The organism is Peribacillus sp. FSL E2-0159, from assembly GCF_038643155.1.
Classification (GTDB): domain Bacteria; phylum Bacillota; class Bacilli; order Bacillales; family DSM-1321; genus Peribacillus; species Peribacillus simplex.
Map to the genome: position 1 here is coordinate 1,530,676 of NZ_CP152053.1, position 24,008 is coordinate 1,554,683.

Sequence of the window (24,008 nt, forward strand, 5' to 3'; positions counted from 1 at the left end):
TAAAACAAAGTCGTCATTACGTGAATGTTAAACATTCATCGGCTTTGTTGACATGATTTCATGTTCAGCAAGACCTTTGCCTATATGGCAGAGGTCTTTTTATTTTGCCAATGCCAATATGGAGGAAATACTAACTATTGGAGGTTGAACGGATGGAAGCATCAATATTATTGGAATATGGCTGGGTACTTCTTATCTTGGTTGGATTAGAAGGGATACTTGCTGCGGATAATGCGGTCGTCATGGCTGTCATGGTTAAGCATTTGCCAAAAGAACAACAGCGAAAAGCCTTGTTTTATGGACTGATGGGAGCTTTTGTTTTCCGCTTTGCAAGTTTATTCCTTATTTCCTTTCTTGTCGACGTGTGGCAAATTCAAGCAATCGGTGCGATTTATTTACTTTTCATTGCTTTTCAGAACATTTACAAAAAATACGCTGGTAAAGGTGAGAAGGAAATCACGAAGCCTAAAAAGCAATCTGGCTTCTGGATGACCGTAGTAAAGGTTGAAGCGGCTGATATAGCTTTCGCAATCGATTCCATGTTGGCTGCCGTCGCACTGGCTGTTACACTTCCTGCAACAGGCTGGATGAAAGTCGGCGGTATTGACGGAGGGCAATTCGCTGTCATGTTCCTCGGCGGTATGATTGGATTGATCATTATGCGATTTGCAGCAAATGGATTCGTGAAGTTGCTTCATCAACGTCCTTCACTTGAAACGGCAGCATTTTTGATTGTGGGTTGGGTTGGAGTGAAATTGGCGGTACACACACTCGCGCACCCTTCACTGGCTGTCATCGATCATCATTTCCCTGAATCAACTCTTTGGAAATCGATTTTCTGGGTCGTTTTGATTGGAATTGCAGCAGGTGCATGGATCATTTCAAGCAAAAAAGAAAAAAAAGAGAAAGAAGAGAAAAAAATACAGGAAGCTTAAAAAAACAGGCGTGCTAGTCACGCCTATTTTTTTTGCTTTTTAATGTATTTAGGGAGATGACCCTCAAAAGCGCAGGTATGTTTACGAATGATATGTTAAAAGATGTGAATATTAAATTCCGGTTATAAAAATGACAATTGTCCCATTGTATTGGACGGAAATCCGAAAAAAGATATTTTACTGTAATTGCACTGTAATAAACGAGAAAAAACTAAGTATTTTATCATGTTGATATATTATGTGATTTCATTTAAATCGCAAAAATAGTTCTTTTGGTACTGTCTTTTAGACTCCCTCCGCTTAAGATAAGTATGTTGATGCGTATTTTATGTTCAACAGGAGCGAGGTGAGCAGATGCTTGGTGTGTTGTTTACAGCATTCAAAAAAAAGCGTTCTTTAGAAGAAACCGTATTGAAAATTCAACAAGGCGATATAAGCCTTCGTAATGATACTATAGAGTCATTCAAACCTTTTATTGCGAAAACAGTGTCATCGGTTTGCAAACGTTACATATACGAATCAGATGATGAATTCAGTATTGGAATGATTGCTTTTAACGAGGCAATCGATAAATATTCCCCGGAAAAAGGCCGTTCTTTATTGGCATTTGCCGAAACCCTCGTTAAACGAAGGGTTATAGATTATTTAAGAAGCCAGTCCAAACAAAAAGAAGTTGTATTGGATTTATCACTGAATGATGATAATGATCAAAGCCATATATATATTGATAATGAAAATTCCATCAATGAATACGAGAAGCAGAAGGAATCGGAAAGAAGAAAAGAAGAAATTCAGCTTTATATAAGCCATCTACAGGATTTTGGTCTGTCATTTGAGGATTTAGTTGAAAACTCTCCCAAACATGCAGATGCCAGGAAGGGAGCTATTATGATCGCTAAATTGTTAATGGAAGATGACGAACTGAAAGAAATCCTGTTTGCAAAAAAGCGGCTGCCGGTAAAACAACTTGAGGGAAAAGTGAAAGTAAGCAGAAAAACGATTGAACGGAATAGAAAATACATCATTGCTGTGGCAATCATAATAAACGGAGATTTTTTGTATTTGAATGATTATATAAAAGGGGCTATCGATGAATGAAAAAAGGAGTTATTCTTTCAGTTAATAAGCGATTTGTAACCCTATTGACCCCCGAGGGTGAATTTCTGAAAACCAAAAGGCAGGAACGGGTATATGAAGTGGGTGAGGAAATCACTTTTTCACCTGCTAAACAAAAGTTCACTTTAGCCTTTTCCAATTTTCATTCATCTTTCAAAAAAACCGCCGTGCTAAGCATTGCCTCCACCTTCTTGATTCTCTTTTCGATTCTTCCTTCTTATTTCTCAGGTCCTGTGTCGGCATATATGACGATAGATGTGAATCCAAGCATTGAATTGGAGCTTGATAATGATTTAGAAGTTCTCAAACTTACCGGTTTAAATGAAGACGGCAAGCTTGTGATAGGTCAGCTGAGGGACTGGGAAGGCAAGGATATAAAGATTGTTACAAACCGTATCGTTGAAACGACGAAGCAACTTGGTTATTTGAAAGGAAATAAACAAATCGTCGTTTCCACAACGTTATTGAAAAAAAATAAAGAACTGGACAAGAATTTAAAAGAAGAGATAAAAGAAATATCGGAGCAGGATAATGTTTCTAATACAAAAATGAAAGTGATCCAGGCAACAAAAAGCGATCGGAAGCAAGCAAGGGAACAAGGCATATCCACGGGTAAGTATCTCGAAAAGAAGTTGAATGAAGATAAAGAAAAGGTAAAAGTCAATAAGAGGGAGCCTGCTCCAGCGCCAGATAAAAAGGTCGAGGAAAAGGTTGTTATTCCTAAAGAGAAGAGCGTAACGCTGAGTACGGAAAACAAATCGGATGGAGAAAAGAAAAAAGAGAATGATGCAATTGAAAAAAAGCAAAAGCCGGCCAATGAAGCCAAACCGATTGAACGGAAAAAACCAGGAGCGCAATTTACAAAAATTAAGGAAAAAACCGAACGGGAAGATTCAATTGGAAAACGGAATGCGATAAATGGATACAAAGAAAAAAGCAAGGAGTCAAAAGGAAAATCCGAGAGCAATCATACCAACCAATCAAAGAACAAGCAGAAAAATGAAAAGAATGATAAAAAGTTCGATGTGAAAAAAGTTCCATCAGCCATAGAAAAGAATAATAATGGTCAGATAAAGCACGACAATAAAAAAAAACAAGGTAAGCAAGATAAGCAAAATAATCAATGGAAAGATAAGCAAAATAATCAAGGTAAGCAAGATTGGGATAAGTCGAAAAGGGGTAAAGGCAATAATGGAAACCGAAATGGACATAAGGATTAAAAAGAGTCCAGCATGCAGCTGGACTCTTAGCCATGGATATTTAATTGTGGTAGAAATTATTGACCTTTAAGTTGAGATTGTGCTTGTTGTACAAGACGTTTCGTGATTTCTCCGCCAACTGAACCATTGGCACGTGCTGAAGTATCGGAACCTAATTGTACACCGAATTCAGATGCAATTTCATATTTGATTTGTTCTAATGCTTGTTCGATTCCAGGAACAAGAAGATTGTTACTGCTGTTAGCCATTTGTATCTCCCCTTTACTTTTTCAACGGCTTTTGCCGCTGTAATGATAGTATAAGTAGAATGCGGATTTTTACTTATATGAGCGGCATCAAACTTATTGGTAAACCTGCCTTTTTGTTGTAAGTAAGTCAGTTTTAAAAGAGAATGGAAAAAAGAATGAAAAAAGGGTAAACTAGATTTTTAATGGTTATGTGATACGCATAACTATAGAGGAGTAAGAAAGGAAACTCTTAATGGTTGCTATCAAAAAAATATTATCAAAGTTAACACCAGCTCAGCTTATCGTCGGTTATTACTTTTTGGCCGTAAGTATCTCGACCGTACTGTTGAGTCTGCCGGTTGCTCTTAAGCCAGGCGTAGAATTTGAATTCATGGATGCATTATTCACAGCCGTAAGTGCAGTTAGTGTGACAGGTCTAACAGTTGTTAGTTTGCCCGAAGTGTATAATGAGGTAGGGTATTTCATTCTAATGTTTGTTCTCCAATTTGGCGGTATTGGCATCATGACACTTGGAACGTTTTTCTGGTTGATTTTGGGTAAGAAAATCGGCTTGAAGGAAAGACAATTGATCATGACAGATCAAAACCAATCGAATCTTTCGGGGCTTGTTAAATTATTGATTCAAATCATTCAAATATTTGTCGTAATTGAAATGATTGGAGCTCTAGTTTTAGGCATTTACTTTCTGAATTATTTTCCAAACTGGAAAGAAGCCTTTTTAAATGGCTTATTTTTAGCCGTAAGTGCCACCACGAATGCTGGTTTTGATATTACCGGTATTTCAATGATTCCATTTAAAGACGATTATTTTGTACAGTTCATCACGATTATCCTGCTTACCCTTGGAGCTATCGGGTTTCCTGTCTTGATTGAGTTGAAAGAGTTTTTATCCAATAGAGCCCGTACTTATAAGTTTCATTTTTCTTTGTTCACGAAACTGACATCAGTCACTTTCTTGTGCCTTATCATTGGGGGAACTATTCTTATCTTCCTGCTGGAGATGAACGGTTTTTTTAAAGATAAGAGCTGGCATGAATCTTTTTTTTACTCTCTATTTATGTCATCGAATACGAGAAGTGGTGGCCTTACAACGATGAATGTGAGCGATTTCTCGGAACCGACCCTTTTATTGATGAGCATATTGATGTTTATTGGAGCGTCTCCGAGCTCAGTTGGAGGCGGTATCCGGACAACTACCCTGGCAATAATGATTCTCTTTTTATGGAATTTTATGAGGGGAAGGCGTTCCATTAAAGTGTTCAAGCGGGAGATTCATCCCGATGATATTCGAAAAGCGACAGCAGTTATGATCATGGGATCGCTCCTTTGCATAATCGCGGTCTTCATTTTATCTATTACTGAGAATTTTACTTTGATGCAAATCATTTTTGAAGTATGTTCGGCTTTTGGTTCAGTTGGCCTTTCGATGGGTATTACGCCTGAACTCAGTAATACCGGTAAAATTGTCATTATGATCATTATGTTCATTGGCCGTGTCGGGATAACTTCCCTCCTGTATATCATAGGCCATAAAGAAGTTACGGAAAATTTCCATTATCCAAAGGAACGCGTCATCATTGGGTAAATGATTTAATTAGGACAGTAACCTTTCCATCGAGGAAAGGTTTTTTGTTTTGTTTGCAGGAATCATGAACAAAATGTTGAAATTTACCTATAAGTGAGTGTTCTACCATTTCTATATATAGAAATATGTTTAATTTGACCCCTTACTTCGAATTCATTCGGATGAAGTATAAATCATTTTGGTAAGGAGGTGGATGAAGTGAAGAAATATACTGGAAGGATCTTTGTCCCTATCCTTTTCTTCATATTGATTTTACCCTATATAGGGTGGCTGGGGCATGAAGAAAGAAGGTTTTCCGCCTTTGCAGGAATATATTTAATCGTAATTTTAACCATTGCCTGGTGTTTGGGTGCCATCTTTGATCATAAACGGAAAACGATTGCTTTATTGCAGGATAGCGAAGGGCGTTATCGCATTATCTCCAACTACTCTAAAGAATTGATCAATAGCTTCAATGAGGTTATTTTCCAAACGGATGAGAAAGGGAAATGGTTGTATTTAAACCCGGCATGGAAATCGATGAGTGGTGCAACCGTGAATGAATCCCTGGGGCTTCACTTTTCTAAATATATGGATAACACTTCTTATCAAGAAGTATTAAAGGCCTTTGCGGACTCCTTTCATCGAGGGAATAAATATTTTCGTGCGGACATTAAACTAAATGCTAAAAAGGGAACAAGTTGGGTTGAAGCATTCGTTAAACTAATTTACGATGACGCTGGGAAATTCATCGGGACGGCGGGCATATTATCGGAAATCAATGAACGTAAACATGCGGAGGAAAAGCTTGTGAGCCTAAATGAACATTTGGCGATCACATCAAGCAAATTATCAACGGCTGCCCAACTTGCGGCAGGGATTGCACATGAGGTCAGGAATCCGATGACAGCGATAATGGGATTCGTGAAGTTGATTAAAGATGGCGGTGCCGAAAAGCAGGAATACTATGATATTATTTTTTCGGAAATAAATCGAATCGAGCAAGTGCTGAATGAACTCTTGCTGCTATCGAAACCTGCTGAGGCGGTTTTTCTTGAAAAGGATTTAAAAAAAAGCTGCAACCATGTTGTTACGCTGTTGGAGACAAACGCCGTACTGAACAATATTCAAATTCATAAAAATTATGATCCAGAACCTATTTTTATGTACTTTGATGAAAACCAAATCAAGCAAGTACTAATAAACATGATAAAAAATTCCATAGAATCGATGCCTTATGGAGGAAATATTTTTGTGAGCCTAAATGAAAAAAATGGAGAAGTTTTTTTGAGCATTTTGGATGAAGGGGAGGGTATTCCGGAAAACTCCCTTCAAAAAGTAGGAGAACCATTTTTCACTACAAAAACATCAGGAACAGGATTGGGTCTTTCCGTTTGTTTTAGAATCATCGAAAAGCATGGCGGAAAAGTTTTCATCACAAGTGAACTGAAAAAAGGTACGAAGATCGTTTGTATATTTCCAACCGTCCAACAAAAGGAATTTAGTGAGAACGAAAAGGCCCAGGTACAGGGCCTTGATTGATAAGAAAATAAATGATTTAATTGTTGAAAAAATCTGAATGTTATGTATATACTTTAAAAGTAATAACATACTAACCGGTTAGTAAGTTTAAAAGGAGGAATTCAATTTGAACTTTGAACATACTCAAAAGGTGAAAAATCTGGAAAAGAAGTTAACGGAATTCATGGAAAAGCACGTATACCCAAATGAATCATTATACAAAAAGCAGCTCGAAGCACAGAAGAGCCGCTGGAGTGAAATACCCCCGGTATTATCCGAATTGACGGCAAAAGCAAAAGAAGAAGGATTATGGAATTTATTTTTACCTGATAGCGATTATGGCGCGGGTTTAACAAATCTAGAATATGCACCGCTTTGTGAAATCATGGGTAGGTCGTCGATAGGACCCGAAATCTTCAACTGTAACGCGCCGGACACTGGTAATATGGAAGTGTTGGTGAGATACGGTTCAGATGAACATAAGGAACGCTGGCTGAAGCCCTTGCTTGCTGGGGAAATCCGCTCATGCTTCTCGATGACAGAACCGGAAGTGGCGTCTTCCGATGCGACCAATATCGAGTGCAGGATAGAAAAGTCGGGTAATGAGTATGTCATAAACGGCCGGAAATGGTGGTCTTCAGGAGCAGGCGATACCCGATGCAAGATTGCCATCGTCATGGGTAAGACAGATCCTGAGGCGTCCAAGCATGAACAACAGTCAATGATTCTTGTACCGCTGGATACACCGGGGGTCAAAATCGAGAGAATGCTCCCTGTGTTTGGTTATGATCATGCCCCGCATGGCCATGCCGAAATCACTTTTGAAAATGTGAGGGTCCCGGCAACGAATATTCTATGGGGTGAAGGCAAAGGATTTGCGATTGCCCAAGGAAGACTAGGACCCGGAAGGATACATCATTGCATGAGGCTGATCGGCGCTGCTGAAAGAGCACTTGAAGAATTATGTAAGCGCATTCAAAATCGTGTCGCTTTTGGTAAAACATTGGCGAGACAAGGTGTGATCATGGAGTGGGTGGCTGATTCACGGATTGAAATCGAACAAGCAAGACTTCTGACCTTAAAAGCTGCTTTTATGATGGATACTGTCGGGAACAAGGAAGCGAAGGCGGAGATTGCCATGATAAAAGTGGTGGCACCAAATATGGCATTGAATGTGCTGGACAGGGCCATCCAAGGCTTTGGAGCTGCAGGCATTTCCGACGATTTCCCTTTTGCTGCACATTGGGCAAATGCACGGACGTTAAGGCTTGCTGATGGTCCAGATGAAGTTCACCGCTCACAAGTTGCTAAAATAGAACTTCGAAAATACCAACAAAAGCATGAGGTGAAAATATGAAAGTTACCGACTTATTCGATCTAACTGGAAAGACGGCGATCATAACCGGTGGAGGGAGAGGATTGGGAGCACAAATAGCGACCGGCTTTGCCGAAGCTGGGGCAAATGTCGTTCTTTGTTCAAGGAAGAAGGAGGCATGCGACGAAGTTGCTTCGCAAATCGAAAAGCTTGGAGTCAAGGCGCTTTCCTTCAAGTGTGATATCACCAATCCGTCAGATGTACAGGAAGTCGTTAACGAAACTTACCGTGAATTTGGTGCCATCGACATTTTAGTAAACAATAGCGGGGCATCCTGGGGGGCACCTGCCGTCGACATGCCCCTTGAAGCGTGGCAGAAGGTGATGAATGTCAATGTAACCGGCACCTTTATCATGAGCCAGACAACAGGCAGAGTCATGATTGAGCAGGGACATGGGAAAATCATAAACATCGCTTCAGTTGCAGGATTAGGCGGGACCGACCCGAGGGTGCTCGATACGGTTGGATATAATGCGAGTAAAGGGGCGGTCATTACTTTAACGAAGGATTTAGCTGTTAAATGGGGTCAGCATAATATCAATGTTAATGCAATCGCACCCGGATTCTTTCCGACAAAAATGACGAAAGGGGTTCTTGAGCAAGGAAAGAATCCTATCTTGGATTCCACGCCGCTAAAAAGATTAGGGAGTGATGATGATTTGAAAGGGGCAGCGGTTTTCCTGGCTTCGAAGGCATCTGATTTTGTGACTGGAAATATCTTGATTGTCGATGGGGGGTCACATGCAAAGTAATGAAAGGTAAGTAAATATGGCTGGAGGGTATGAAATGATGAATGAAAAAAAATGGCTTTCCGTTTATCCTGATTCAATTTCAAAGGAAATAAAAGTCCCTGAGTTTCCGATGCAAAGAATCCTTCAAAATGCATGTCAGTCCTATCCAAACAATACAGCTATTACTTTTTATGACCGAAAGATATCTTATCAGGAACTTTTTCATGCATCGCAAGCCTTTGCTTCAGCCCTGCAAAAAAAAGGTGTTCAAAAAGGCGATCGTGTCGCCATCATGCTACCTAATTGTCCGCAATACGTCATAGCTTATTATGGATCGTTGACAACAGGAGCCATTATCACCCAAATCAACCCAATGCTGGTTGAAAGGGAGCTGCAGCATATCTTGCAGGACTCCGGGGCAGAAACCATTGTGGTATTGGACGGTTTATATCCGAAAGTCAAAAGTGTGCAGCAGCACGCAAATGTGAAAAATATTATCGCAGTGAGCCTGCAGCCATCGGAAGCAGATTTCCAACCTGATGCTTCTTTTGACCAATTCATGAAGGCAGGGGACGGCAAAATCAATCCCGTATCTATCGATCCGGAAAATGATATAGCCGTTCTTCAGTATACAGGAGGAACGACTGGCCGTTCAAAAGGGGCGATGCTGACTCACAGCAATATTCTGGCCAATGTCGTTCAATCGTATGAATTCTTCAAGCATGAATTAAAAATGGGCTCTGAAAGAACGCTGTCGGTCATCCCGCTATTTCATGTTTTTGGAATGACGTCCGCAATGAATTTATCCGTGTATATCGCGGGTGACTCCATCATGCTGCCACGATTTGAAATAGAAGAAGTGCTGGAAACGATTAAGCGTGAACAGCCGACCACTTTTCCTGGTGTACCGACCATGTATGTAGCGTTGACGAACCATCCAAAGGCAGAAGAATATGGAATGGGCTCAATTCAGGTCTGTAACAGCGGAAGTGCACCGATGCCCGTGGAACTGCTACGTGAGTTCGAACGAAAATCAGGTGCGAAGATATTGGAAGGCTATGGACTTACGGAAGCTTCGCCAACAACGCATTGTAACCCCGTATTTGCCGAAAGAAAGCCTGGGAGTGTCGGGATTGGTATCCCTTCGACTGAATATAAAGTGATGGACCTGGGAGACGGGACAAAAGAAGTGGCCCCCGGCGAATTGGGGGAATTGGTCGTCAAAGGACCTCAAGTGATGAAAGGTTACTGGAATATGCCGGAGGAAACGGCGGTGACCCTTAGGGATGGTTGGCTTTATACAGGTGATATCGCCAAAGTTGATGAAGACGGGTATCTCTATATTGTCGACAGGAAAAAAGATTTGATCATCGCAAGTGGTTATAATATATATCCGCGAGATGTGGAGGAAGTTCTCTATGAACATCCTGCTGTGCAGGAAGCGGTTGTCATCGGAGTTCCAGATGCTTACCGAGGGGAGTCGGTAAAAGCGGTGCTTGTACTTAAAAATGATAAAACGGCAAATGAACGGGAAATCATCGATTACTGCCGAGCAAACCTATCGGCCTATAAAGTTCCGCATTTCGTTGAATTTCGTGAAGAGTTACCGAAAACAAATGTCGGAAAGATTTTAAGGCGAGCTTTAAGAGAAGAACTTTCCAGGAAATAAGAGGGCTTTGATAGTACGAAAGCGTATGATATCAATTCAGCTGAAATTTTAACAGATTGCGAGGATGCATACATGAAAGAAAAAATGACAGAACATAGCATACGCTTATTTGAAAAGAAGGGCTTTAGTGAAACGTCGATTTCTGATATCGTCGAATCGGTCGGGGTGACAAAGGGAACGTTTTATTATTACTTTACGAGCAAAGAGCAATTGCTTATGGATATTCATCTAGCCTATATAGACGAGTTGCTTAGTGAGCAGGAAATAATCATGTTGGAACCTAGGAAAAGCTGTAAGGATAAGCTTTTCGATATGGTATTGATGCTTTTAAAAAGCATAAAAACCAAAAAATCCAGCGCAACGGTCTTTTTCCGTGAAATGAAAAATCTAAGTGACGAAAAACTTGCACAAATCCTTCCAAAGCGGGATGAGTTCCGTAATAAAATTGAGCAAGTGCTGATTAGTGGCATCGAGAGCGGAGAACTACGTTCCAATCTCGATGCATCCATCATCTCGTTTGCTATTTTGGGCGTGGCCAATTGGAGCTATCATTGGTTCGACCCAGAAGGTGAAAAAACCGAACAGGAAGTTGCAACCATTTTTATGGGGATGATTCTGCAGGGAATTGAAGCGTGACCAGGTTACATACTAACCAGTTAGTAGAAGGGAGATAGAAGGCATGACCAACAAGCAAATTCAATCAATAACCGTAATTGGGGCTGGGCAAATGGGGCATCAAATTGCGATGCTTGCTGCACTTGGAGGTTACGAAACGATTCTTCAGGATGTTCAGGAAAAAGCGTTGAATACAGCCCAAGAAAAATTGGAAGTCATTTTGACTAAATGGGTTCAAAAAGGAAAATTGTCTGAAGATCGTAAATTGGCTGCTTTTAGCCGTCTTCAATATACCACCGATCTTGAGAAAGCAGCCAGTGGAGCTGATTTGATCATTGAAGCGATTGTTGAAAAGCTTGATGTGAAACAGGAAGTCTTCGCTAAACTTGAACAATTGGCCCCAGCAGAAACCATTTTTGCAACGAATAGTTCAACAATCGTCAATAGCCTGATTGCGAGTGTGACAAATCGTCCGGAAAAGTTCATTAATATGCATTTCTTTTTCCCGCCTCTAATAATGGATTGTGTTGAAGTTGTCATGAGTGATCAAACATCGGAGGAAACAGCGAAGCTTGCGATGGAAGTCACAGAGAAAATGAATAGGACAGGAGTTTTGTTAAGGAAAGAGATATCTGGATTCGTAGCCAATCGAATTTTGGGAGCGTTGCAGCGTGAGGCCTTATATTTGTATGAAGAAGGAATTGTGGACTATAAGGATATCGATTTAATTTGCAGGAAAGCTTTAGGCCATCCCATCGGCCCTTTTGAACTGATGGATCTATCAGGTATTGATGTAGGATACTTTGTCATGCAGCAGCGATACAATGAAACTGGAAATCCAGAAGACAAGCCAAATGCTTGTATAGAAGAAAAGGTGAATAAAGGACATTTAGGAAGGAAAACAGGGAAAGGCTGGTATGATTATCCAAATCAAGGAGTGAAGAATCAATGACAAAATTTATTAGAGTCGTTAAGGAAAATAAGCTTGCGGTCATAACCATCGATAATCCTCCATTAAACGTAATCAGTAAACAAGTATTCAGAGAATTGGGAGAAACATTCGATGAACTTTCAAAAGATACTGAAACTGTTGCGGTACTCATAACCGGTTCAGGCAATACCGCATTTGCGGCTGGTGCTGATATAAAAGAATTCCCTAGCATGATGGGGAACCCGAATATGAAAGAAATGGTAAAGGAAAGTCATGCAGTCCTAACGAAAATCGACCAGTTTCCTAAACCTACAATAGCTGTATTAAATGGTTTGACTTTGGGCGGCGGATGCGAACTGGCTCTGGCCTGTGATTTGCGAGTGGCTGAAACACAGGTTCAAATTGGTCTGCCAGAAGTGAAATTAGGCTTATTTCCTGGAGCTGGCGGTACACAGCGTTTGTCCAGACTTGTAGGAAACGCAAAAGCAAAAGAGATTATATTTACCGGTGATCCGCTTGGTGCCATAGAAGCGGAAAAGATCGGGCTTGTCAATAAAGTCGTTGAGCAGGGCTGCGGCTTATCGGAAGCGAAAATTTTGGCCTCACGAATGACAAGGCACTCACTTCAGGCACTTTCGAGAATCAAGAAGGCAATTAATGAAGGAAGTGAGGCAACGCTTGAACAAGGTCTAGAGATTGAAACGAATCTTTTTGAAGAGATCTTCCAAACTGAAGATATTAAAGAAGGGGTTTCCGCTTTCTTGGATAAACGTAAACCTGCTTTTGTACATCGTTAATCAAGGAGGGGTTTTATGCATGAATTGGAAGTCAACGTCCGTTTTTCCGAAACGGATGCTTTGGGCCATATCAATAACACAAGCTATTTCATATACCTTGAAGAAGCACGCATGAAATTTTTTGAAGCTTTAGGCCTAGCGACGAATGTCGAATCTTGGAATTTTTTGTTAGCCTCCACTAACTGTGACTTTATTGCCCAGGGATATTTCAATCAACTCTTGACCATTCGTACATATTTGACAAAGGTAGGTACGAAAAGTTGTGAAATGGTCCATGATATCATCTGTTCACAAACTGGGGAAGTGATTGCTAAGGGAAGTGCAGTTTTAGTCTGTTTTAATTTTTTGAATCAAAAAAGTGAACCTATTCCTGAACTTATTAAAGAAAAGCTCATTACGCATCTTGTTCATAATTAGAATGACAAAAGTCTAAAGGAGTGGAAGAACATGGCGGACGATACGATTCCTGTTCGGCCCGGCGAAGAACTGAATATTGGTGCATTAGAAGGTTTCCTAAGAAAAAATGTATTGGACCTTCCAAATGAACCGTTAGAATTGCAACAATTTTCAACGGGCTATTCCAATTTGACCTATCAACTGAAAATTGGTGAGTGGGAGGCTGTTCTCAGAAGGCCACCGCTTGGCCCTGTTGCTCCAAAGGCACATGATATGAAGCGTGAACATCATATCCTTTCCTCAATCAACCCATATTTTCAAGCCGCTCCCGAGCCTATTCTGTTCTCGGATGATGAATCGATTGCGGGGGCCCCTTTTTTCCTAATGGAAAGGAAACATGGAATTGTAATAGATACCGAATTTCCCAAGGGAATCGAGCCTACTGTTGAAAAGTGCCGACAGCTTTCTTATGTCATGGTCAATCGGCTTGCTGATCTTCACTCGATTCCCTATGAGAAAACGGGTTTGGTTGAAATCTCCAAACCTGAAGGGTTCATTGAAAGACAAGTACGCGGATGGATTTCCCGCTATGAGAGAGCAAAGACAGATGAAATCAAGGAAATTCGTCCGCTTATCGATTATTTTCAACAGAATATCCCGAAATATAGCCAGACTTCAATTATCCATTATGACTATAAGATCAATAATTCCATGTTTAACCAGGACCTTACAGAGATGGTTGGTTTATTTGATTGGGAAATGTCCACCGTTGGTGATCCGCTAGCCGATCTAGGAGTGGCTTTAAGCTACTGGACGGAAAGTGGTGACCCGGAACTTATCAAAATCGGCGTTGGTCAAGCGTCCGTCACGACTTTAACTGGTTTCCTGACACGAAGGGAGTTTATCGAGACGTATGCAGCAAGAAGTGGCAGGGATGTTTCCAACGTCGATTTTTATTTAACCTTTGGTTACTTTAAGTTAGCTGTCATCCTCCAGCAAATCTATTATCGATATAAAAAAGGCCAGACTAATGATCCCCGTTTTTCCAATCTCGAAAAAACGGTTAAAAGCTTACTCACTCATGCTGCAAATGTAGCTGCGAAGGAAGTTTAATAAAATGGAATATATACAAAACATTCATTTGCTACTAAAAAAAGAAGAGATAGATGGGGAAAAGCTTCAAGAAGGGGAGAAAGTTGCGGTCATCCTGGATGTGTTATTAGCGACCACAACGATTATTTCAGCACTTCATGAAGGAGCACGCCAGGTGATACCGGTCATGAATCCAGTGGATGCCTTGATGAAAAGCCAGGAATTGGACCATGGGGAGTCCATAGTGGCAGGTGAACTAAAAGCAAAGCCGGTTGATGATTTAATGTATCCAAGTCCTACGTTATTGCGTAAGTTGGTACGCGGCAAAACATTAATACTCTCCACTACTAATGGAACGGTTGCGTTGAGAAATTCAGCAGCTGCCAAAAAGGTTTATATCGCATCTTTGTTGAATAATCCGTCTGTTGCGGAAAAAATAAAAAAACATCATAAAACAGAAACGATCATCATCGTTTGTTCGGGAAATTCAGGTGAATTCAGTCTGGAAGACTTTTACGGTGCAGGTCATTTGATAGATTGCCTGATTGCTGGATCGCAAGGCTCGTTCATACTCAACGATGCAGCAAAGGCTGCCAATGCGCTTTATCGTACGAATAGCGAAAATGCCTTTGATATCCTGAAATCATCATATGTCGGACAGTTGTTTGACAAACATAGTTTGATCGCCGATTTGGAATTGGCGGCGCAAAAAGGTTCGTTGGATCTTGTCCCGGAGTTGGTGGATGGAAGGATCGAAGCTGAATTGAAAAGGCAGGAAACGTAGTTCAAAATCCAGATAAGGAGTGAAGGGGATGAGGTTTTCACAGTCAATAGCGGTGGTGACAGGTGCAGGCTCTGGTATTGGGAAAGCTACAGCGATACGCTTGTCGGACGAAGGGGCAAAAGTGTTGTTGGTAGGGCGGACGAAAGGAAAGCTGGAGGAGGCAGCAGCAGAAATCAATGTGAGGCACACGATTCCAGTGGCCGACATTTTCCCTGCAGATGTTACCGTCGAGAAAGATGTAATAGAGCTGGCCATGTATGTGAAGGAACAATATCGTGACCTGCATATTTTAATCAATAACGCAGGTGGATCAAAGTCCTCGAAGCTCTTGGATACGTCTGCAGCTGATTGGGATATGATTCAACATGTCAATTTGAAAAGTGTCTTTCTAGTTTCCAAGTACTTGGGGAAAGTGATGGAAGAAGGAGCGGGTAGTGGAAATGAAGGCTCCATCAATCGGGCAATCGTGAATGTGGCTTCACTGTCAGGGCATCAGGCAGGGGCATTCATCCCGCATTATAGCTCTGCTAAAGCCGGAGTAATCAGTTTAACGAAATCATTGGCACTGGAACTTGCTGCAGTCGGCATTCGGGTCAATTCCGTATCACCGGGATTCATTGAAACGCCATTAACGGAGGATGGATTGCAAAATGAAAAATTCGTAAAGTCCATTCAACGGAACACGGCACTGGAAAGAGTGGGGAAAGCGGAGGAAATAAGTAATGTCATTACCTTTGCTGCTTCCCCGGAGGCTTCCTATATGACTGGGACGGATTTATTGGTGGATGGCGGCTGGTTGATCAAATAGAAAAAGGGGATGGGTAAATGTTAAAAGAACACTTATTGACAGAAGTAATCGATAATGTAATGATCCTGACTTTAAATCGTCCTGAAAGTTTGAATGCATTTAGTCCGGATATGATTGCAAGCTTAACGAAAGCGATTAAGGATGTAAAACAAACACCACATATAAGGGCAGTCATCATCAAAGGGGCGGGAAGGTCATTCACTGCAGGAGGAGACGTTAAGTCAATGGGGAAGGCGTCTGCAGGTCAATTGTATGATCATGTTGGCAGAATGAACGAATGCATATTGGCTCTGGATGCCTCTGAGGTTCCCGTAATCGCTGCCGTCCATGGATTTGCGGCAGGGGCCGGATTCAATTTGGCACTCGCTTGTGATATGATCTTGGCTTCCGATGACAGTCAATTTGCCATGAGTTTTTCACAGGTAGGCCTGATCTCTGACGGAGGGGGCTCGTATTTTTTACCTAAATTAGTAGGGCCCCACCTTGCAAAGCAGCTCTTCTTTTCAGCAGAGCCAATTTCTGCGGAACGCTTATACCAGTTAGGTGTCATTAATTATATATATCCACTCAATCAACTTGAAGAGGAATCATTGAAGCTAGCGGAAAAGCTGGCAAATGGACCGACAAAAGCATATGGGATGATGAAAAAGCTCGTTAGCCATTCATTTACGGCTACTCTTGATGAAATACTCGAACAGGAACGTATCACGCAAACCTTGATGGCTTCCACAGAAGATCATCTTGAGGGAGTTGCAGCATTCAAAGAGAAAAGAAAACCGGAATTTACAGGAAATTAATAAGGGAGGGAAAAAGATGAGAGCCATTCATTTTGAGGAATACGGCGGACCGGAAGTACTGAAATTGACTGAAATGGAAAGACCCGTGCCAACTGGGCATGAAGTTCTGATTGAAATCGATTGTGTCGGAGTCAATTATGCAGATACGGCCAGAAGGGAAGGGCAATATGTAGTACCTACGCCGCTTCCGTTCATTCCAGGTGCGGAAGTGGCTGGCGTAGTGGTGGAAGTTGGTGGAAAGGTGACCAAAATCAAGCCAGGTACAAGGGTCGTGAGTTTAATTGAATCGGGTGGATATTCAGAATATGCCCTATCTGATGAATTCTCGGCCATTCCGCTTCCTGATGCCATTCAGTTCCATGAAGCTGTTGCACTGCCCCTTCAAGGTCTGAGCGCCTATCATATTCTAAAGACAATGGGACGCATACAACAGGGGGAAACGGTATTGGTCCATGCTGCTGCAGGTGGAGTGGGAACGATTGCTGTACAGTTAGCCAAAATCTTCGGGGCTGGAAAAGTGATAGCCACCGCCAGTACAGTGGAAAAGTTGGAACTCGCTAAAGAGATGGGGGCAGATGAACTTATCGATTACACGAAAGAAGGCTGGGAAATGAAAGTCCGTGAGGTCACGGGAGGAAAGGGAGTAGATGTGGCGCTGGAAATGGCTGGAGGGGATATTTTCAATAAAACATTGAAATGTTTGGCCCCATTTGGACGTCTTGTTGTTTTTGGTAATGCCAGTCGTAAGCCTTATACGATGAACCCGCAGCAATTAATGAGGCGCAATCAATGCGTCGTAGGTTTTTTCCTGCCACAGATCATGAAACAGCCAGATTTGCTGTTGCCTAGCATTGAAGACCTTTTTTCTTACGTCGCGTCTGGGGAGCTTAAGCTAACTATCGGCGGTATCTACCCAATTGAAAAGGCTGCAGCTGTTCATGAGGAAATGAACGCCCGTCAAACGAAAGGGAAGTTGATTTTGCAGGTTAAATGAGAATAAGGGGTATGTGATGCACCCCTTGTAGGTTAATGAGATTTCACTGTCATTTGACCTTCTGGAACGACTCAATCCGTATCAGTGCTAACATCTTTATCGGGATGCATGAAAGGCGGCTGCGGTGCTTTTTTAGCCTCTAACAGTTCACGGTTTTCAGTTGAATTCCACCCTATATCATTGGTGGGGTGTATCCATTCGTCTCCAGCCATGATTTCCGGGTCTGTATCTTCGCTCCAATTTTCGAGTGGTGAGTTTTCAGATGCATATTTACTGTCGCCAATGACGACTCCATAATCATTGACGAATGGAGCTTGTGGTTTTATGCCGGTTCCTTTAAAGCTTGGTGCGTTAATTTGGTGTGGTTGTGTATCGTCGACAATTGGTGAATCCAATTTCTTTTTCATATAGTGTCTCCCTTTTCGTTTTAAGGTTATTTTTCTCGTCTGTCCCTATATTATCCCTGAATAATTTCAGGCATTTTTACCCCATTCTAAAAAGTAAACTATATTAAAAAGGGTGGATGAAAATGAAACGGAAAGCCAATGTGGATGGTGCTGTCAAAGCAAGTAAAACGCCAAAAAGAAACCAAGCAGAAAATGAATTTTCCAATGAGTTCGCAGTGGAGGAAAACGCAATGAAAGGTGCCAACCGTAATTCAAAGCAAGGCAGAAAAGGAAGAAGTTAATGGATAAAGAAAAACAGAACAGCCAGGAAATGATGGGAAAACATGTACGAACTGAATTTGGAATTGAATTCAGCGGCGATATGAATGCAACCAAAATTTATGAAATTTTGTCTAAAGAAAATAAAAAACGTGATAGTGATAAGTAAATAAGGACGGACCCAATTCTTGGGTCCGTCCTTATTCTTAAAAAATGATGCTACCGGATTTTGAGAGAGGGAAAATCGTTGAGCCCTTACCACTCGGATCGAAATAGGCAAGCATGAACGATGGTTTCTCGACAATTGTTCCCTCAGCTAAATAAGTTTCCAAATCAAAGGGAAGTGCCTCGAGCAATGTGTGTTTGTGTATTTCTTTTTCATTAAGTTCCAAAGCTGTGAAAGAGGAACCAAGCTGCTCAGGCTTATTCAGAATATCTTCATATATCTCTTTCCGCCCAATTTTATCTAATGAAGCTTCCCACCAAGGTTTACGTGGTTTGTATTTTTGATTCGTAAAATAATCCAATTTCATGAGCCCGATAATGTTTTTCAGTTCAGCAGATTCCCGGGAAGCCAAAAACTGCTGTAAACGTCTGAACAAGTCTTCTAGCTGATGTCCGATTCGTGACCAACCTTGTTCATCCCAATAGGTACCGAAATCTTGAAAGAAGTCGAATGGTGATTGAAATACCGTTTTGACAAGATATTCCGTAGTATGATCCATTCTATGATCGTTCCAGTATTTTTCAAGGACATCTTCAACTTGTTTAATACGGACAATGTCATCAAAGGATAAAACATTATTTCCTAGGATTTCATAGGGAGCATGTTCGCTGTATATATATTGATGTTCATCGGCACGTATCCGTAAGCCAGTGCCACGAAGCATCTTTAAGAAACCAAGCTGCATCTCTTCAGGTCTGAGCTCAAAAACATCATTGAAAGTTTTTCTGAAAGAATGATAATCTTCTTCTGGTAAACCGGCAATAAGGTCTAAATGCTGATCAATTTTCTGCCCTTCTTTTACCATGGTTACGGTTCTGGTCAGTTTTTCGAAGTTCTGCCTTCTCATTACTAGATCATTCGTATGATCATTCGTCGATTGTACCCCAATTTCAAAGCGGAACAGTCCTGCAGGTGCATTATCGTTCAAGAACTGGATAACTTCCGGACGCATGATGTCCGCCGTGATCTCGAATTGGAAAACCACACCGGGAAGATGTTCATCGATTAAGAATTGAAACATTTCCATGGCATAGCTTCGGCTAATATTGAAGGTTCGATCAACGAACTTAATGGTCTTTGCGCCATTAGCCATAAGGTACCTGATATCTTCCTTAATCTTTTCACGATCAAAATACCTGACACCCACTTCAATCGATGAAAGGCAAAATTGGCAGCTGAACGGGCACCCTCGGCTAGTTTCGATATAGGTGACACGTTTAGATAGGTCGCCACGGTCTTCCTCCAAACGATATGGAGTAGGGAGGGATTTCAAATCAATCTTGCCGTTCTGAGGCTGGATGATTTTTTTTCCATCCTGACGATACGCAATGCCACCGACCTTCTTATAGTCATTCGAACCTTCAATTTCAGATAAAAGGGCCTTGAAGGTGACTTCACCTTCGCCAATTACGATGAAATCAGCCCCGGGAATCTGATCAAGCCATTCCCCAACATCATAGGTGACTTCAGGTCCGCCGAGAATGATAACCAATTCTGGATTGATCTTTTTCAGCATGGCAACGACTTTCATTGTTTCCTCGATGTTCCAAATATAGCAGCTGAACCCTATGACATCAGGTTTTTTAGAATGAAGGTCACCAACTATGTTCATAATTGGATCTTTTATCGTATATTCTGCCAGCTGTACATCATAATCTGGCTGGGCATAAGCTTTTAAATATCGGATGGATAGCGATGTATGGATATATTTTGCGTTAAGAGTACTGATTATTATATTCATGTTAAAGGGCGTAAAAGAAACGCCTGGCTCCTTTCGTGTACATGTCTTTTTAAGCCAACAAGCACTAACGAGTAATTTTACCATAGCGTGCTTCATTTGAAAAATGAGTTATGGTATTGAAGGGGAATCTTTTCAGCTTAAGAGTCGAAATGAAATGGACTTTTAAAAAACGGATAAAGCAGAAAATGCTTCATCCGTTTTTTTAAAAAGCTTGTTTAATATAATCTTTCGTTTTGGTCATGAAACGTTTCGTTTTGGTCGCCTTCAATTCGATGATCGGCTGGGCCATGGTAGCGATCATTTCACTTGATAATAACACGGTAATCAAGAAAGAGAGGCCGGCGAGCATGATAAAGCTCTCTGTATTGCTGAAGTATTCCTGTATGGTGCTTTCACGGAAGAACCGAATGAAGAAACCATGCAGCAGATAGACATAAAGGGTTTGTTTACCCCAATTCGTAAAGAAATATTGTCTGCGTGGGATGAACGACAGGAAGCTGAACACTGAAATTATGCTCAATCCATAAAATCCTAGGCGTTTAAACATGGACACGATTGTCGCATCTTCAAGTTCGGCATATGGTTTCGAACCGAGCAGCCATTTATAATTGATATCGGTATTTAAATAAAAACCGATAAAAATCACTAACATGACACTAAATGAAGCCAGACGAACTTTGGGAGTGAATAGTTTTTTTAAATGTTCCTTGCTTAAATGGTACCCGATCAAAAACATCGGGAAAAAAACGAATGTCCTGGAGAGACTAAGGTAATTGGAGATATTGTCAATATATCCAATCAATAATGCGATTAAAATAGATAAACCTATGCCTACTGATGGCTTTAGCTTTGAGAAACCAAGCAGCATGATGTTCCAACAAAATAAACTGATCAAGAACCATAGCGACCATTGGGGGTCAAGCAGGTCTACAGTGATGGCAGAACGTTCATATAAGAAATAATAGTAAACGGTATATATCAATTGGAAAATGATGTAGGGTAAAATCAGCTTTTTAGTAATTTTACCTAAATACCCTTTTTGATAAAAACCTTTCGCAAAGAACCCTGAAACAAGGATAAAGGCAGGCATGTGAAAGGAATAAATGGTTTTATATAAAGCATATATCGTTTCACTGTCATGTATATACGTATTCAGCAAATGTCCAAAGACGACAAAAGCCATGAGAATGAACTTGGCGTTATCGAAGAAAAAATCACGTTGTTTCATTGTTGCCTCCATTTAATAAATTTTTAAGGTAGCTAGAAAGCATTGTTATTTCTTATACCCTAAATACCTTGTACAAAATCAATATTTATTAAATTTATTATAAAAACCTTAAATTAAGCTTAACGCTAAGTTTTACAGCATTCAATATACTATAATTTGATGTATAGTTAAAATTTGGAATTTATGTTTGCGCCAATTTTCGAAAAATACCGAGGAAAATCAATATGGATGTCGAATAAAGTTGGTAAGTATGGGTTTTGATGAGGGGGGTTAATATGAATATCGATTATGAGAATGAAACGGAATATAAACGGGAAATTTTAAAATTGAATAAACAGATCGAAGGGCTTTTGAACATTTTCAATTCGATGTCAGAACCTTTTATTAGGGTTGATGAGGAACTGCGTCTCACTTATGCCAATGATGCCGCTTGTGCCCTGCTGGAAACAGCGAAAGATCAGCTGGAGTCCATGAAGATAACTGATTTTCTCGATGTCATACCATTAAATAACCAGGAAGTGTCAAGTTCCCTAAAAACCTCGAATGAAAGTGAAAGGCAAATTATTCAGCTACATACCGGAGCCCTTAAGCAAATAGAGTTTATACGTATAGGCTCAGTTACCGAAGGACAGCAGTTCTATCGTTTGGGGGATGTGACATTGGATGTTTCTTCATCAAGGGAAACAAGGATGTCAAGGCAGATGTTTTTGGACATTTTCGATACAGCCATAGAAAGCATCGTTCTATTCGACAGTTCAGGAATAATAATGGAAGTGAACCATGCATTTATTCATGTCCTGGGCATCCCGAAAAAAGAGATTGTCGGCAAGAATATGAGGGACCTCATATCCCCAGATTATAGGGGATATTGGTATGAGAGCATACAAAGAGCCTTTGATGGGTCGAACTTCAAAGGAGAGGTAGAGATAAAGGTTGGGGATGAACTGCATCATTTTACTTTTTCAATAAGTTCAACGGTAGGAAATGAATTATATATGTCGGTGCTTCGAAGAATTACAGAATCAAATATAATAGAAAAAAAGTTAGAGACGAGCGAACGTATTTTTGCGGAATTATTCGACCAGTCCATGGATGCGATCATATTCTGGAATGATGACGGGATCATTTTTCGGGTCAATCATTCAGCATGTAAAATATTCGAATCCAGCAGAGAGGATTTGATAGGCAGTTATATCTGGAAATACGTGTACAGCAATAATCACCATTTTGGTCAGATGATGGAAACGTTTGAAAGAGACACCCAGGTGCGGGGTGAGTTGATTTATAAAATGCCTAATAACCAAATTAAACTGCTTGAATTGACTGCCAAAAAACATGAAGGTGACGGATATAACGTAACCATCTTTCGAAATGTCAGTGAGCGCTGGCTGATTGAGAAGGAATTAAGGGATAGTGAGAAGAAGTTCAGGAAGATTTTTGAGGGAACATTAGACGGCTTGATTTTATGGAATCATGAAGGGTTCACGGATATTAATGAAGCGGGTCAGAAAATATTGGAGATTTCGAAGCGTAAACTGCTCTCTTTATCTGTAAAGGGATTCATCGAAAAGATTCCTGAAAATGCTCCTGTCTTGAACGCTCACATTGAAAATGTTTATAAGCATGAGGTCTACTCTTCCATCATTCCGATAACATTCGAAGATGGAAGAGTTAAGCATATTGAATTTTTGACGAGGAAAAATTTATATTCGAACCTGAATTTAAGCATTTTCCGTGATGTGAGTAAAAATCTCGAAATGCAGGAACAAATTCGAAAATCGGATACTTTGAATGTCGTTGGTGAACTGGCGGCCGGGATTGCTCATGAAATCAGGAATCCAATGACAGCCTTAAAAGGTTTTATCCAGTTGCTTGAGGATGGTGTTAAAGGGGAGTTTTCCACATATTTTCATGTGATTACATCCGAAATTAAGCGAATCGAAACCATTATCACGGAATTTTTGGTACTGGCAAAGCCGCAGGCGCTAAAAATTTTCAAACAGGATGTTCATACCATATTGAGAGAGACACTAGAATTACTGGCCGCTCAGGCACTGTTGGAAAATATTCAATTCGAAACAGACTTTGAAGAAGATGAATTCAAGGTTTTATGTGAAGCGAACCAGTTAAAGCAAGTGTTCATTAACCTCATCAAAAATGGATTGGAAGTCATGCCGGATGGCGGATCTGTTCATATTAAAACAAGCCGATTTTCAGAGAAATACGTTTGCATTTCAATTACCGACCAAGGCATGGGGATTTCAACGGAAATGCTAAAAAAATTGGGTGAACCATTTTATACGACTAAGGATAGGGGAACCGGGCTGGGGCTCATGGTCAGCTATAAAATCATTGAAGAGCACAATGGCTATATAGAAGTGGAAAGCGAAGTGGGAAAAGGGACGAGCTTTCATATTTATTTGCCATTCAAGTAATGCAGAAGGGAATGTTCTAAAACCTTTCTTAAGTTAACAGAAAGCATATGAAATTTTCATTAGTTAATGGGGAATCCTTTTCGGACTCCTTTTTTTTGTTCGATCATTTATTATCATGGA

At 40.7% G+C, this 24,008-nt stretch carries 24 protein-coding genes; 20 read left to right on the forward strand and 4 right to left on the reverse strand.

Features of this window, described 5'->3' with window-relative positions:
- Window positions 1-152 precede the first annotated feature (152 nt).
- The 3 genes from NYE63_RS07590 to NYE63_RS07600 all read left to right on the forward strand — a co-directional run bounded on the left by NYE63_RS07590 (window position 153) and on the right by NYE63_RS07600 (window position 3,271).
- A complete protein-coding gene (locus NYE63_RS07590) occupies window positions 153-935 on the forward strand; it encodes a TerC family protein (RefSeq protein WP_342604681.1) in 783 nt (260 codons plus the stop codon).
- Window positions 936-1,289: 354 nt separating this feature from the next.
- Complete coding sequence (gene sigI, locus NYE63_RS07595) at window positions 1,290-2,033, forward strand: RNA polymerase sigma factor SigI (protein ID WP_342604682.1); 744 nt, start codon at window positions 1,290-1,292, stop codon at window positions 2,031-2,033.
- A complete protein-coding gene (locus NYE63_RS07600; protein ID WP_342604683.1) occupies window positions 2,030-3,271 on the forward strand; it encodes an anti-sigma factor domain-containing protein in 1,242 nt (413 codons plus the stop codon). Before sigI ends, NYE63_RS07600 begins: the two co-directional genes overlap by 4 nt.
- Window positions 3,272-3,327: 56 nt before the next feature.
- Here the strand turns inward: NYE63_RS07600 and NYE63_RS07605 are convergent, their stop codons facing one another.
- Window positions 3,328-3,519: an alpha/beta-type small acid-soluble spore protein gene (locus tag NYE63_RS07605; RefSeq protein WP_034314196.1), complete on the reverse strand. Its 192-nt coding sequence runs from the start codon at window positions 3,517-3,519 to the stop codon at window positions 3,328-3,330.
- Window positions 3,520-3,751: 232 nt separating this feature from the next.
- Between NYE63_RS07605 and NYE63_RS07610 the strand changes: the two genes are divergently transcribed.
- The 14 genes from NYE63_RS07610 to NYE63_RS07675 all read left to right on the forward strand — a co-directional run bounded on the left by NYE63_RS07610 (window position 3,752) and on the right by NYE63_RS07675 (window position 17,593).
- Complete coding sequence (locus NYE63_RS07610; RefSeq protein ID WP_342604684.1) at window positions 3,752-5,104, forward strand: TrkH family potassium uptake protein; 1,353 nt, start codon at window positions 3,752-3,754, stop codon at window positions 5,102-5,104.
- A 198-nt stretch (window positions 5,105-5,302) separates the two neighbouring features.
- Window positions 5,303-6,625: an ATP-binding protein gene (locus tag NYE63_RS07615; protein WP_342604685.1), complete on the forward strand. Its 1,323-nt coding sequence runs from the start codon at window positions 5,303-5,305 to the stop codon at window positions 6,623-6,625.
- A gap of 106 nt (window positions 6,626-6,731) precedes the next feature.
- The gene (locus NYE63_RS07620) at window positions 6,732-7,961 is read left to right on the forward strand and encodes an acyl-CoA dehydrogenase family protein (RefSeq protein WP_342604686.1); all 1,230 of its coding nucleotides are present in this window, start codon (window positions 6,732-6,734) and stop codon (window positions 7,959-7,961) included.
- Entirely contained in the window at window positions 7,958-8,731 is a 774-nt protein-coding gene (locus tag NYE63_RS07625; RefSeq protein ID WP_063232040.1) for an SDR family oxidoreductase, read from the forward strand. The genes NYE63_RS07620 and NYE63_RS07625 overlap by 4 nt, the downstream gene beginning before the upstream one ends.
- Window positions 8,732-8,768: 37 nt before the next feature.
- Window positions 8,769-10,379, forward strand: a complete 1,611-nt coding sequence (locus tag NYE63_RS07630; RefSeq protein WP_342605703.1) for a long-chain fatty acid--CoA ligase — start codon at window positions 8,769-8,771, stop codon at window positions 10,377-10,379.
- A 72-nt stretch (window positions 10,380-10,451) separates the two neighbouring features.
- Window positions 10,452-11,015 (forward strand): TetR/AcrR family transcriptional regulator, encoded by a 564-nt coding sequence (locus NYE63_RS07635; RefSeq protein WP_342604687.1) that lies wholly within the window; start codon window positions 10,452-10,454, stop codon window positions 11,013-11,015.
- 43 nt (window positions 11,016-11,058) lie between these two features.
- Window positions 11,059-11,946 carry a 3-hydroxyacyl-CoA dehydrogenase family protein gene (locus NYE63_RS07640; protein ID WP_342604688.1) on the forward strand — a complete coding sequence of 296 codons (888 nt, stop codon included), beginning with the start codon at window positions 11,059-11,061 and terminating at the stop codon, window positions 11,944-11,946.
- Entirely contained in the window at window positions 11,943-12,722 is a 780-nt protein-coding gene (locus tag NYE63_RS07645; RefSeq protein WP_342604689.1) for an enoyl-CoA hydratase, read from the forward strand. Before NYE63_RS07640 ends, NYE63_RS07645 begins: the two co-directional genes overlap by 4 nt.
- A gap of 15 nt (window positions 12,723-12,737) precedes the next feature.
- Window positions 12,738-13,139 (forward strand): thioesterase family protein, encoded by a 402-nt coding sequence (locus NYE63_RS07650; RefSeq protein ID WP_342604690.1) that lies wholly within the window; start codon window positions 12,738-12,740, stop codon window positions 13,137-13,139.
- Window positions 13,140-13,169: 30 nt separating this feature from the next.
- A complete protein-coding gene (locus NYE63_RS07655; protein ID WP_342604691.1) occupies window positions 13,170-14,231 on the forward strand; it encodes a phosphotransferase family protein in 1,062 nt (353 codons plus the stop codon).
- 4 nt (window positions 14,232-14,235) lie between these two features.
- A complete protein-coding gene (locus NYE63_RS07660) occupies window positions 14,236-14,994 on the forward strand; it encodes a 2-phosphosulfolactate phosphatase (RefSeq protein WP_342604692.1) in 759 nt (252 codons plus the stop codon).
- 28 nt (window positions 14,995-15,022) lie between these two features.
- Complete coding sequence (locus tag NYE63_RS07665; RefSeq protein WP_342604693.1) at window positions 15,023-15,802, forward strand: SDR family oxidoreductase; 780 nt, start codon at window positions 15,023-15,025, stop codon at window positions 15,800-15,802.
- Window positions 15,803-15,819: 17 nt separating this feature from the next.
- Window positions 15,820-16,599, forward strand: a complete 780-nt coding sequence (locus NYE63_RS07670) for an enoyl-CoA hydratase (RefSeq protein WP_342604694.1) — start codon at window positions 15,820-15,822, stop codon at window positions 16,597-16,599.
- A gap of 16 nt (window positions 16,600-16,615) precedes the next feature.
- Window positions 16,616-17,593: a zinc-binding dehydrogenase gene (locus NYE63_RS07675; protein ID WP_342604695.1), complete on the forward strand. Its 978-nt coding sequence runs from the start codon at window positions 16,616-16,618 to the stop codon at window positions 17,591-17,593.
- A gap of 71 nt (window positions 17,594-17,664) precedes the next feature.
- Here NYE63_RS07675 and NYE63_RS07680 read toward each other — a convergent pair whose 3' ends face one another.
- On the reverse strand, window positions 17,665-18,000 hold the full coding sequence (locus tag NYE63_RS07680) for a DUF3905 domain-containing protein (protein WP_063232031.1): 336 nt from the start codon (window positions 17,998-18,000) through the stop codon (window positions 17,665-17,667).
- A 122-nt stretch (window positions 18,001-18,122) separates the two neighbouring features.
- On the opposite strand from NYE63_RS07680, the gene NYE63_RS07685 reads away from it, so the two are divergent.
- Together NYE63_RS07685 and NYE63_RS07690 are read left to right on the forward strand one after the other, a co-directional pair.
- On the forward strand, window positions 18,123-18,281 hold the full coding sequence (locus tag NYE63_RS07685; protein WP_342604696.1) for a hypothetical protein: 159 nt from the start codon (window positions 18,123-18,125) through the stop codon (window positions 18,279-18,281).
- Window positions 18,281-18,427 carry a hypothetical protein gene (locus NYE63_RS07690; RefSeq protein WP_342604697.1) on the forward strand — a complete coding sequence of 49 codons (147 nt, stop codon included), beginning with the start codon at window positions 18,281-18,283 and terminating at the stop codon, window positions 18,425-18,427. The genes NYE63_RS07685 and NYE63_RS07690 overlap by 1 nt, the downstream gene beginning before the upstream one ends.
- A gap of 37 nt (window positions 18,428-18,464) precedes the next feature.
- Here NYE63_RS07690 and NYE63_RS07695 read toward each other — a convergent pair whose 3' ends face one another.
- Together NYE63_RS07695 and NYE63_RS07700 are read right to left on the reverse strand one after the other, a co-directional pair.
- On the reverse strand, window positions 18,465-20,225 hold the full coding sequence (locus NYE63_RS07695) for a B12-binding domain-containing radical SAM protein (protein ID WP_342605704.1): 1,761 nt from the start codon (window positions 20,223-20,225) through the stop codon (window positions 18,465-18,467).
- A 202-nt stretch (window positions 20,226-20,427) separates the two neighbouring features.
- The gene (locus NYE63_RS07700) at window positions 20,428-21,453 is read right to left on the reverse strand and encodes an acyltransferase family protein (RefSeq protein ID WP_342604698.1); all 1,026 of its coding nucleotides are present in this window, start codon (window positions 21,451-21,453) and stop codon (window positions 20,428-20,430) included.
- A gap of 275 nt (window positions 21,454-21,728) precedes the next feature.
- Here NYE63_RS07700 and NYE63_RS07705 point away from each other — a divergent pair, with 275 nt between their 5' ends.
- The gene (locus tag NYE63_RS07705; RefSeq protein WP_342604699.1) at window positions 21,729-23,888 is read left to right on the forward strand and encodes a PAS domain S-box protein; all 2,160 of its coding nucleotides are present in this window, start codon (window positions 21,729-21,731) and stop codon (window positions 23,886-23,888) included.
- Window positions 23,889-24,008: the final 120 nt, after the last annotated feature.

Bases quoted from the DNA above. Each gene is read 5' to 3' on its own strand.
- NYE63_RS07610 (WP_342604684.1), top strand. From the start codon at position 3,752: ATGGTTGCTATCAAAAAAATATTATCAAAGTTAACACCAGCTCAGCTT.
- NYE63_RS07605 (WP_034314196.1), bottom strand. From the start codon at position 3,519: ATGGCTAACAGCAGTAACAATCTTCTTGTTCCTGGAATCGAACAAGCA.
- NYE63_RS07685 (WP_342604696.1), top strand. From the start codon at position 18,123: ATGAAACGGAAAGCCAATGTGGATGGTGCTGTCAAAGCAAGTAAAACG.
- NYE63_RS07645 (WP_342604689.1), top strand. From the start codon at position 11,943: ATGACAAAATTTATTAGAGTCGTTAAGGAAAATAAGCTTGCGGTCATA.
- NYE63_RS07635 (WP_342604687.1), top strand. From the start codon at position 10,452: ATGAAAGAAAAAATGACAGAACATAGCATACGCTTATTTGAAAAGAAG.
- NYE63_RS07675 (WP_342604695.1), top strand. From the start codon at position 16,616: ATGAGAGCCATTCATTTTGAGGAATACGGCGGACCGGAAGTACTGAAA.
- NYE63_RS07700 (WP_342604698.1), bottom strand. From the start codon at position 21,453: ATGAAACAACGTGATTTTTTCTTCGATAACGCCAAGTTCATTCTCATG.
- NYE63_RS07690 (WP_342604697.1), top strand. From the start codon at position 18,281: ATGGATAAAGAAAAACAGAACAGCCAGGAAATGATGGGAAAACATGTA.
- sigI (WP_342604682.1), top strand. From the start codon at position 1,290: ATGCTTGGTGTGTTGTTTACAGCATTCAAAAAAAAGCGTTCTTTAGAA.
- NYE63_RS07665 (WP_342604693.1), top strand. From the start codon at position 15,023: ATGAGGTTTTCACAGTCAATAGCGGTGGTGACAGGTGCAGGCTCTGGT.
- NYE63_RS07695 (WP_342605704.1), bottom strand. From the start codon at position 20,225: ATGAATATAATAATCAGTACTCTTAACGCAAAATATATCCATACATCG.
- NYE63_RS07705 (WP_342604699.1), top strand. From the start codon at position 21,729: ATGAATATCGATTATGAGAATGAAACGGAATATAAACGGGAAATTTTA.
- NYE63_RS07650 (WP_342604690.1), top strand. From the start codon at position 12,738: ATGCATGAATTGGAAGTCAACGTCCGTTTTTCCGAAACGGATGCTTTG.
- NYE63_RS07655 (WP_342604691.1), top strand. From the start codon at position 13,170: ATGGCGGACGATACGATTCCTGTTCGGCCCGGCGAAGAACTGAATATT.
- NYE63_RS07660 (WP_342604692.1), top strand. From the start codon at position 14,236: ATGGAATATATACAAAACATTCATTTGCTACTAAAAAAAGAAGAGATA.
- NYE63_RS07640 (WP_342604688.1), top strand. From the start codon at position 11,059: ATGACCAACAAGCAAATTCAATCAATAACCGTAATTGGGGCTGGGCAA.
- NYE63_RS07670 (WP_342604694.1), top strand. From the start codon at position 15,820: ATGTTAAAAGAACACTTATTGACAGAAGTAATCGATAATGTAATGATC.
- NYE63_RS07600 (WP_342604683.1), top strand. From the start codon at position 2,030: ATGAAAAAAGGAGTTATTCTTTCAGTTAATAAGCGATTTGTAACCCTA.
- NYE63_RS07625 (WP_063232040.1), top strand. From the start codon at position 7,958: ATGAAAGTTACCGACTTATTCGATCTAACTGGAAAGACGGCGATCATA.
- NYE63_RS07590 (WP_342604681.1), top strand. From the start codon at position 153: ATGGAAGCATCAATATTATTGGAATATGGCTGGGTACTTCTTATCTTG.
- NYE63_RS07680 (WP_063232031.1), bottom strand. From the start codon at position 18,000: ATGAAAAAGAAATTGGATTCACCAATTGTCGACGATACACAACCACAC.
- NYE63_RS07630 (WP_342605703.1), top strand. From the start codon at position 8,769: ATGAATGAAAAAAAATGGCTTTCCGTTTATCCTGATTCAATTTCAAAG.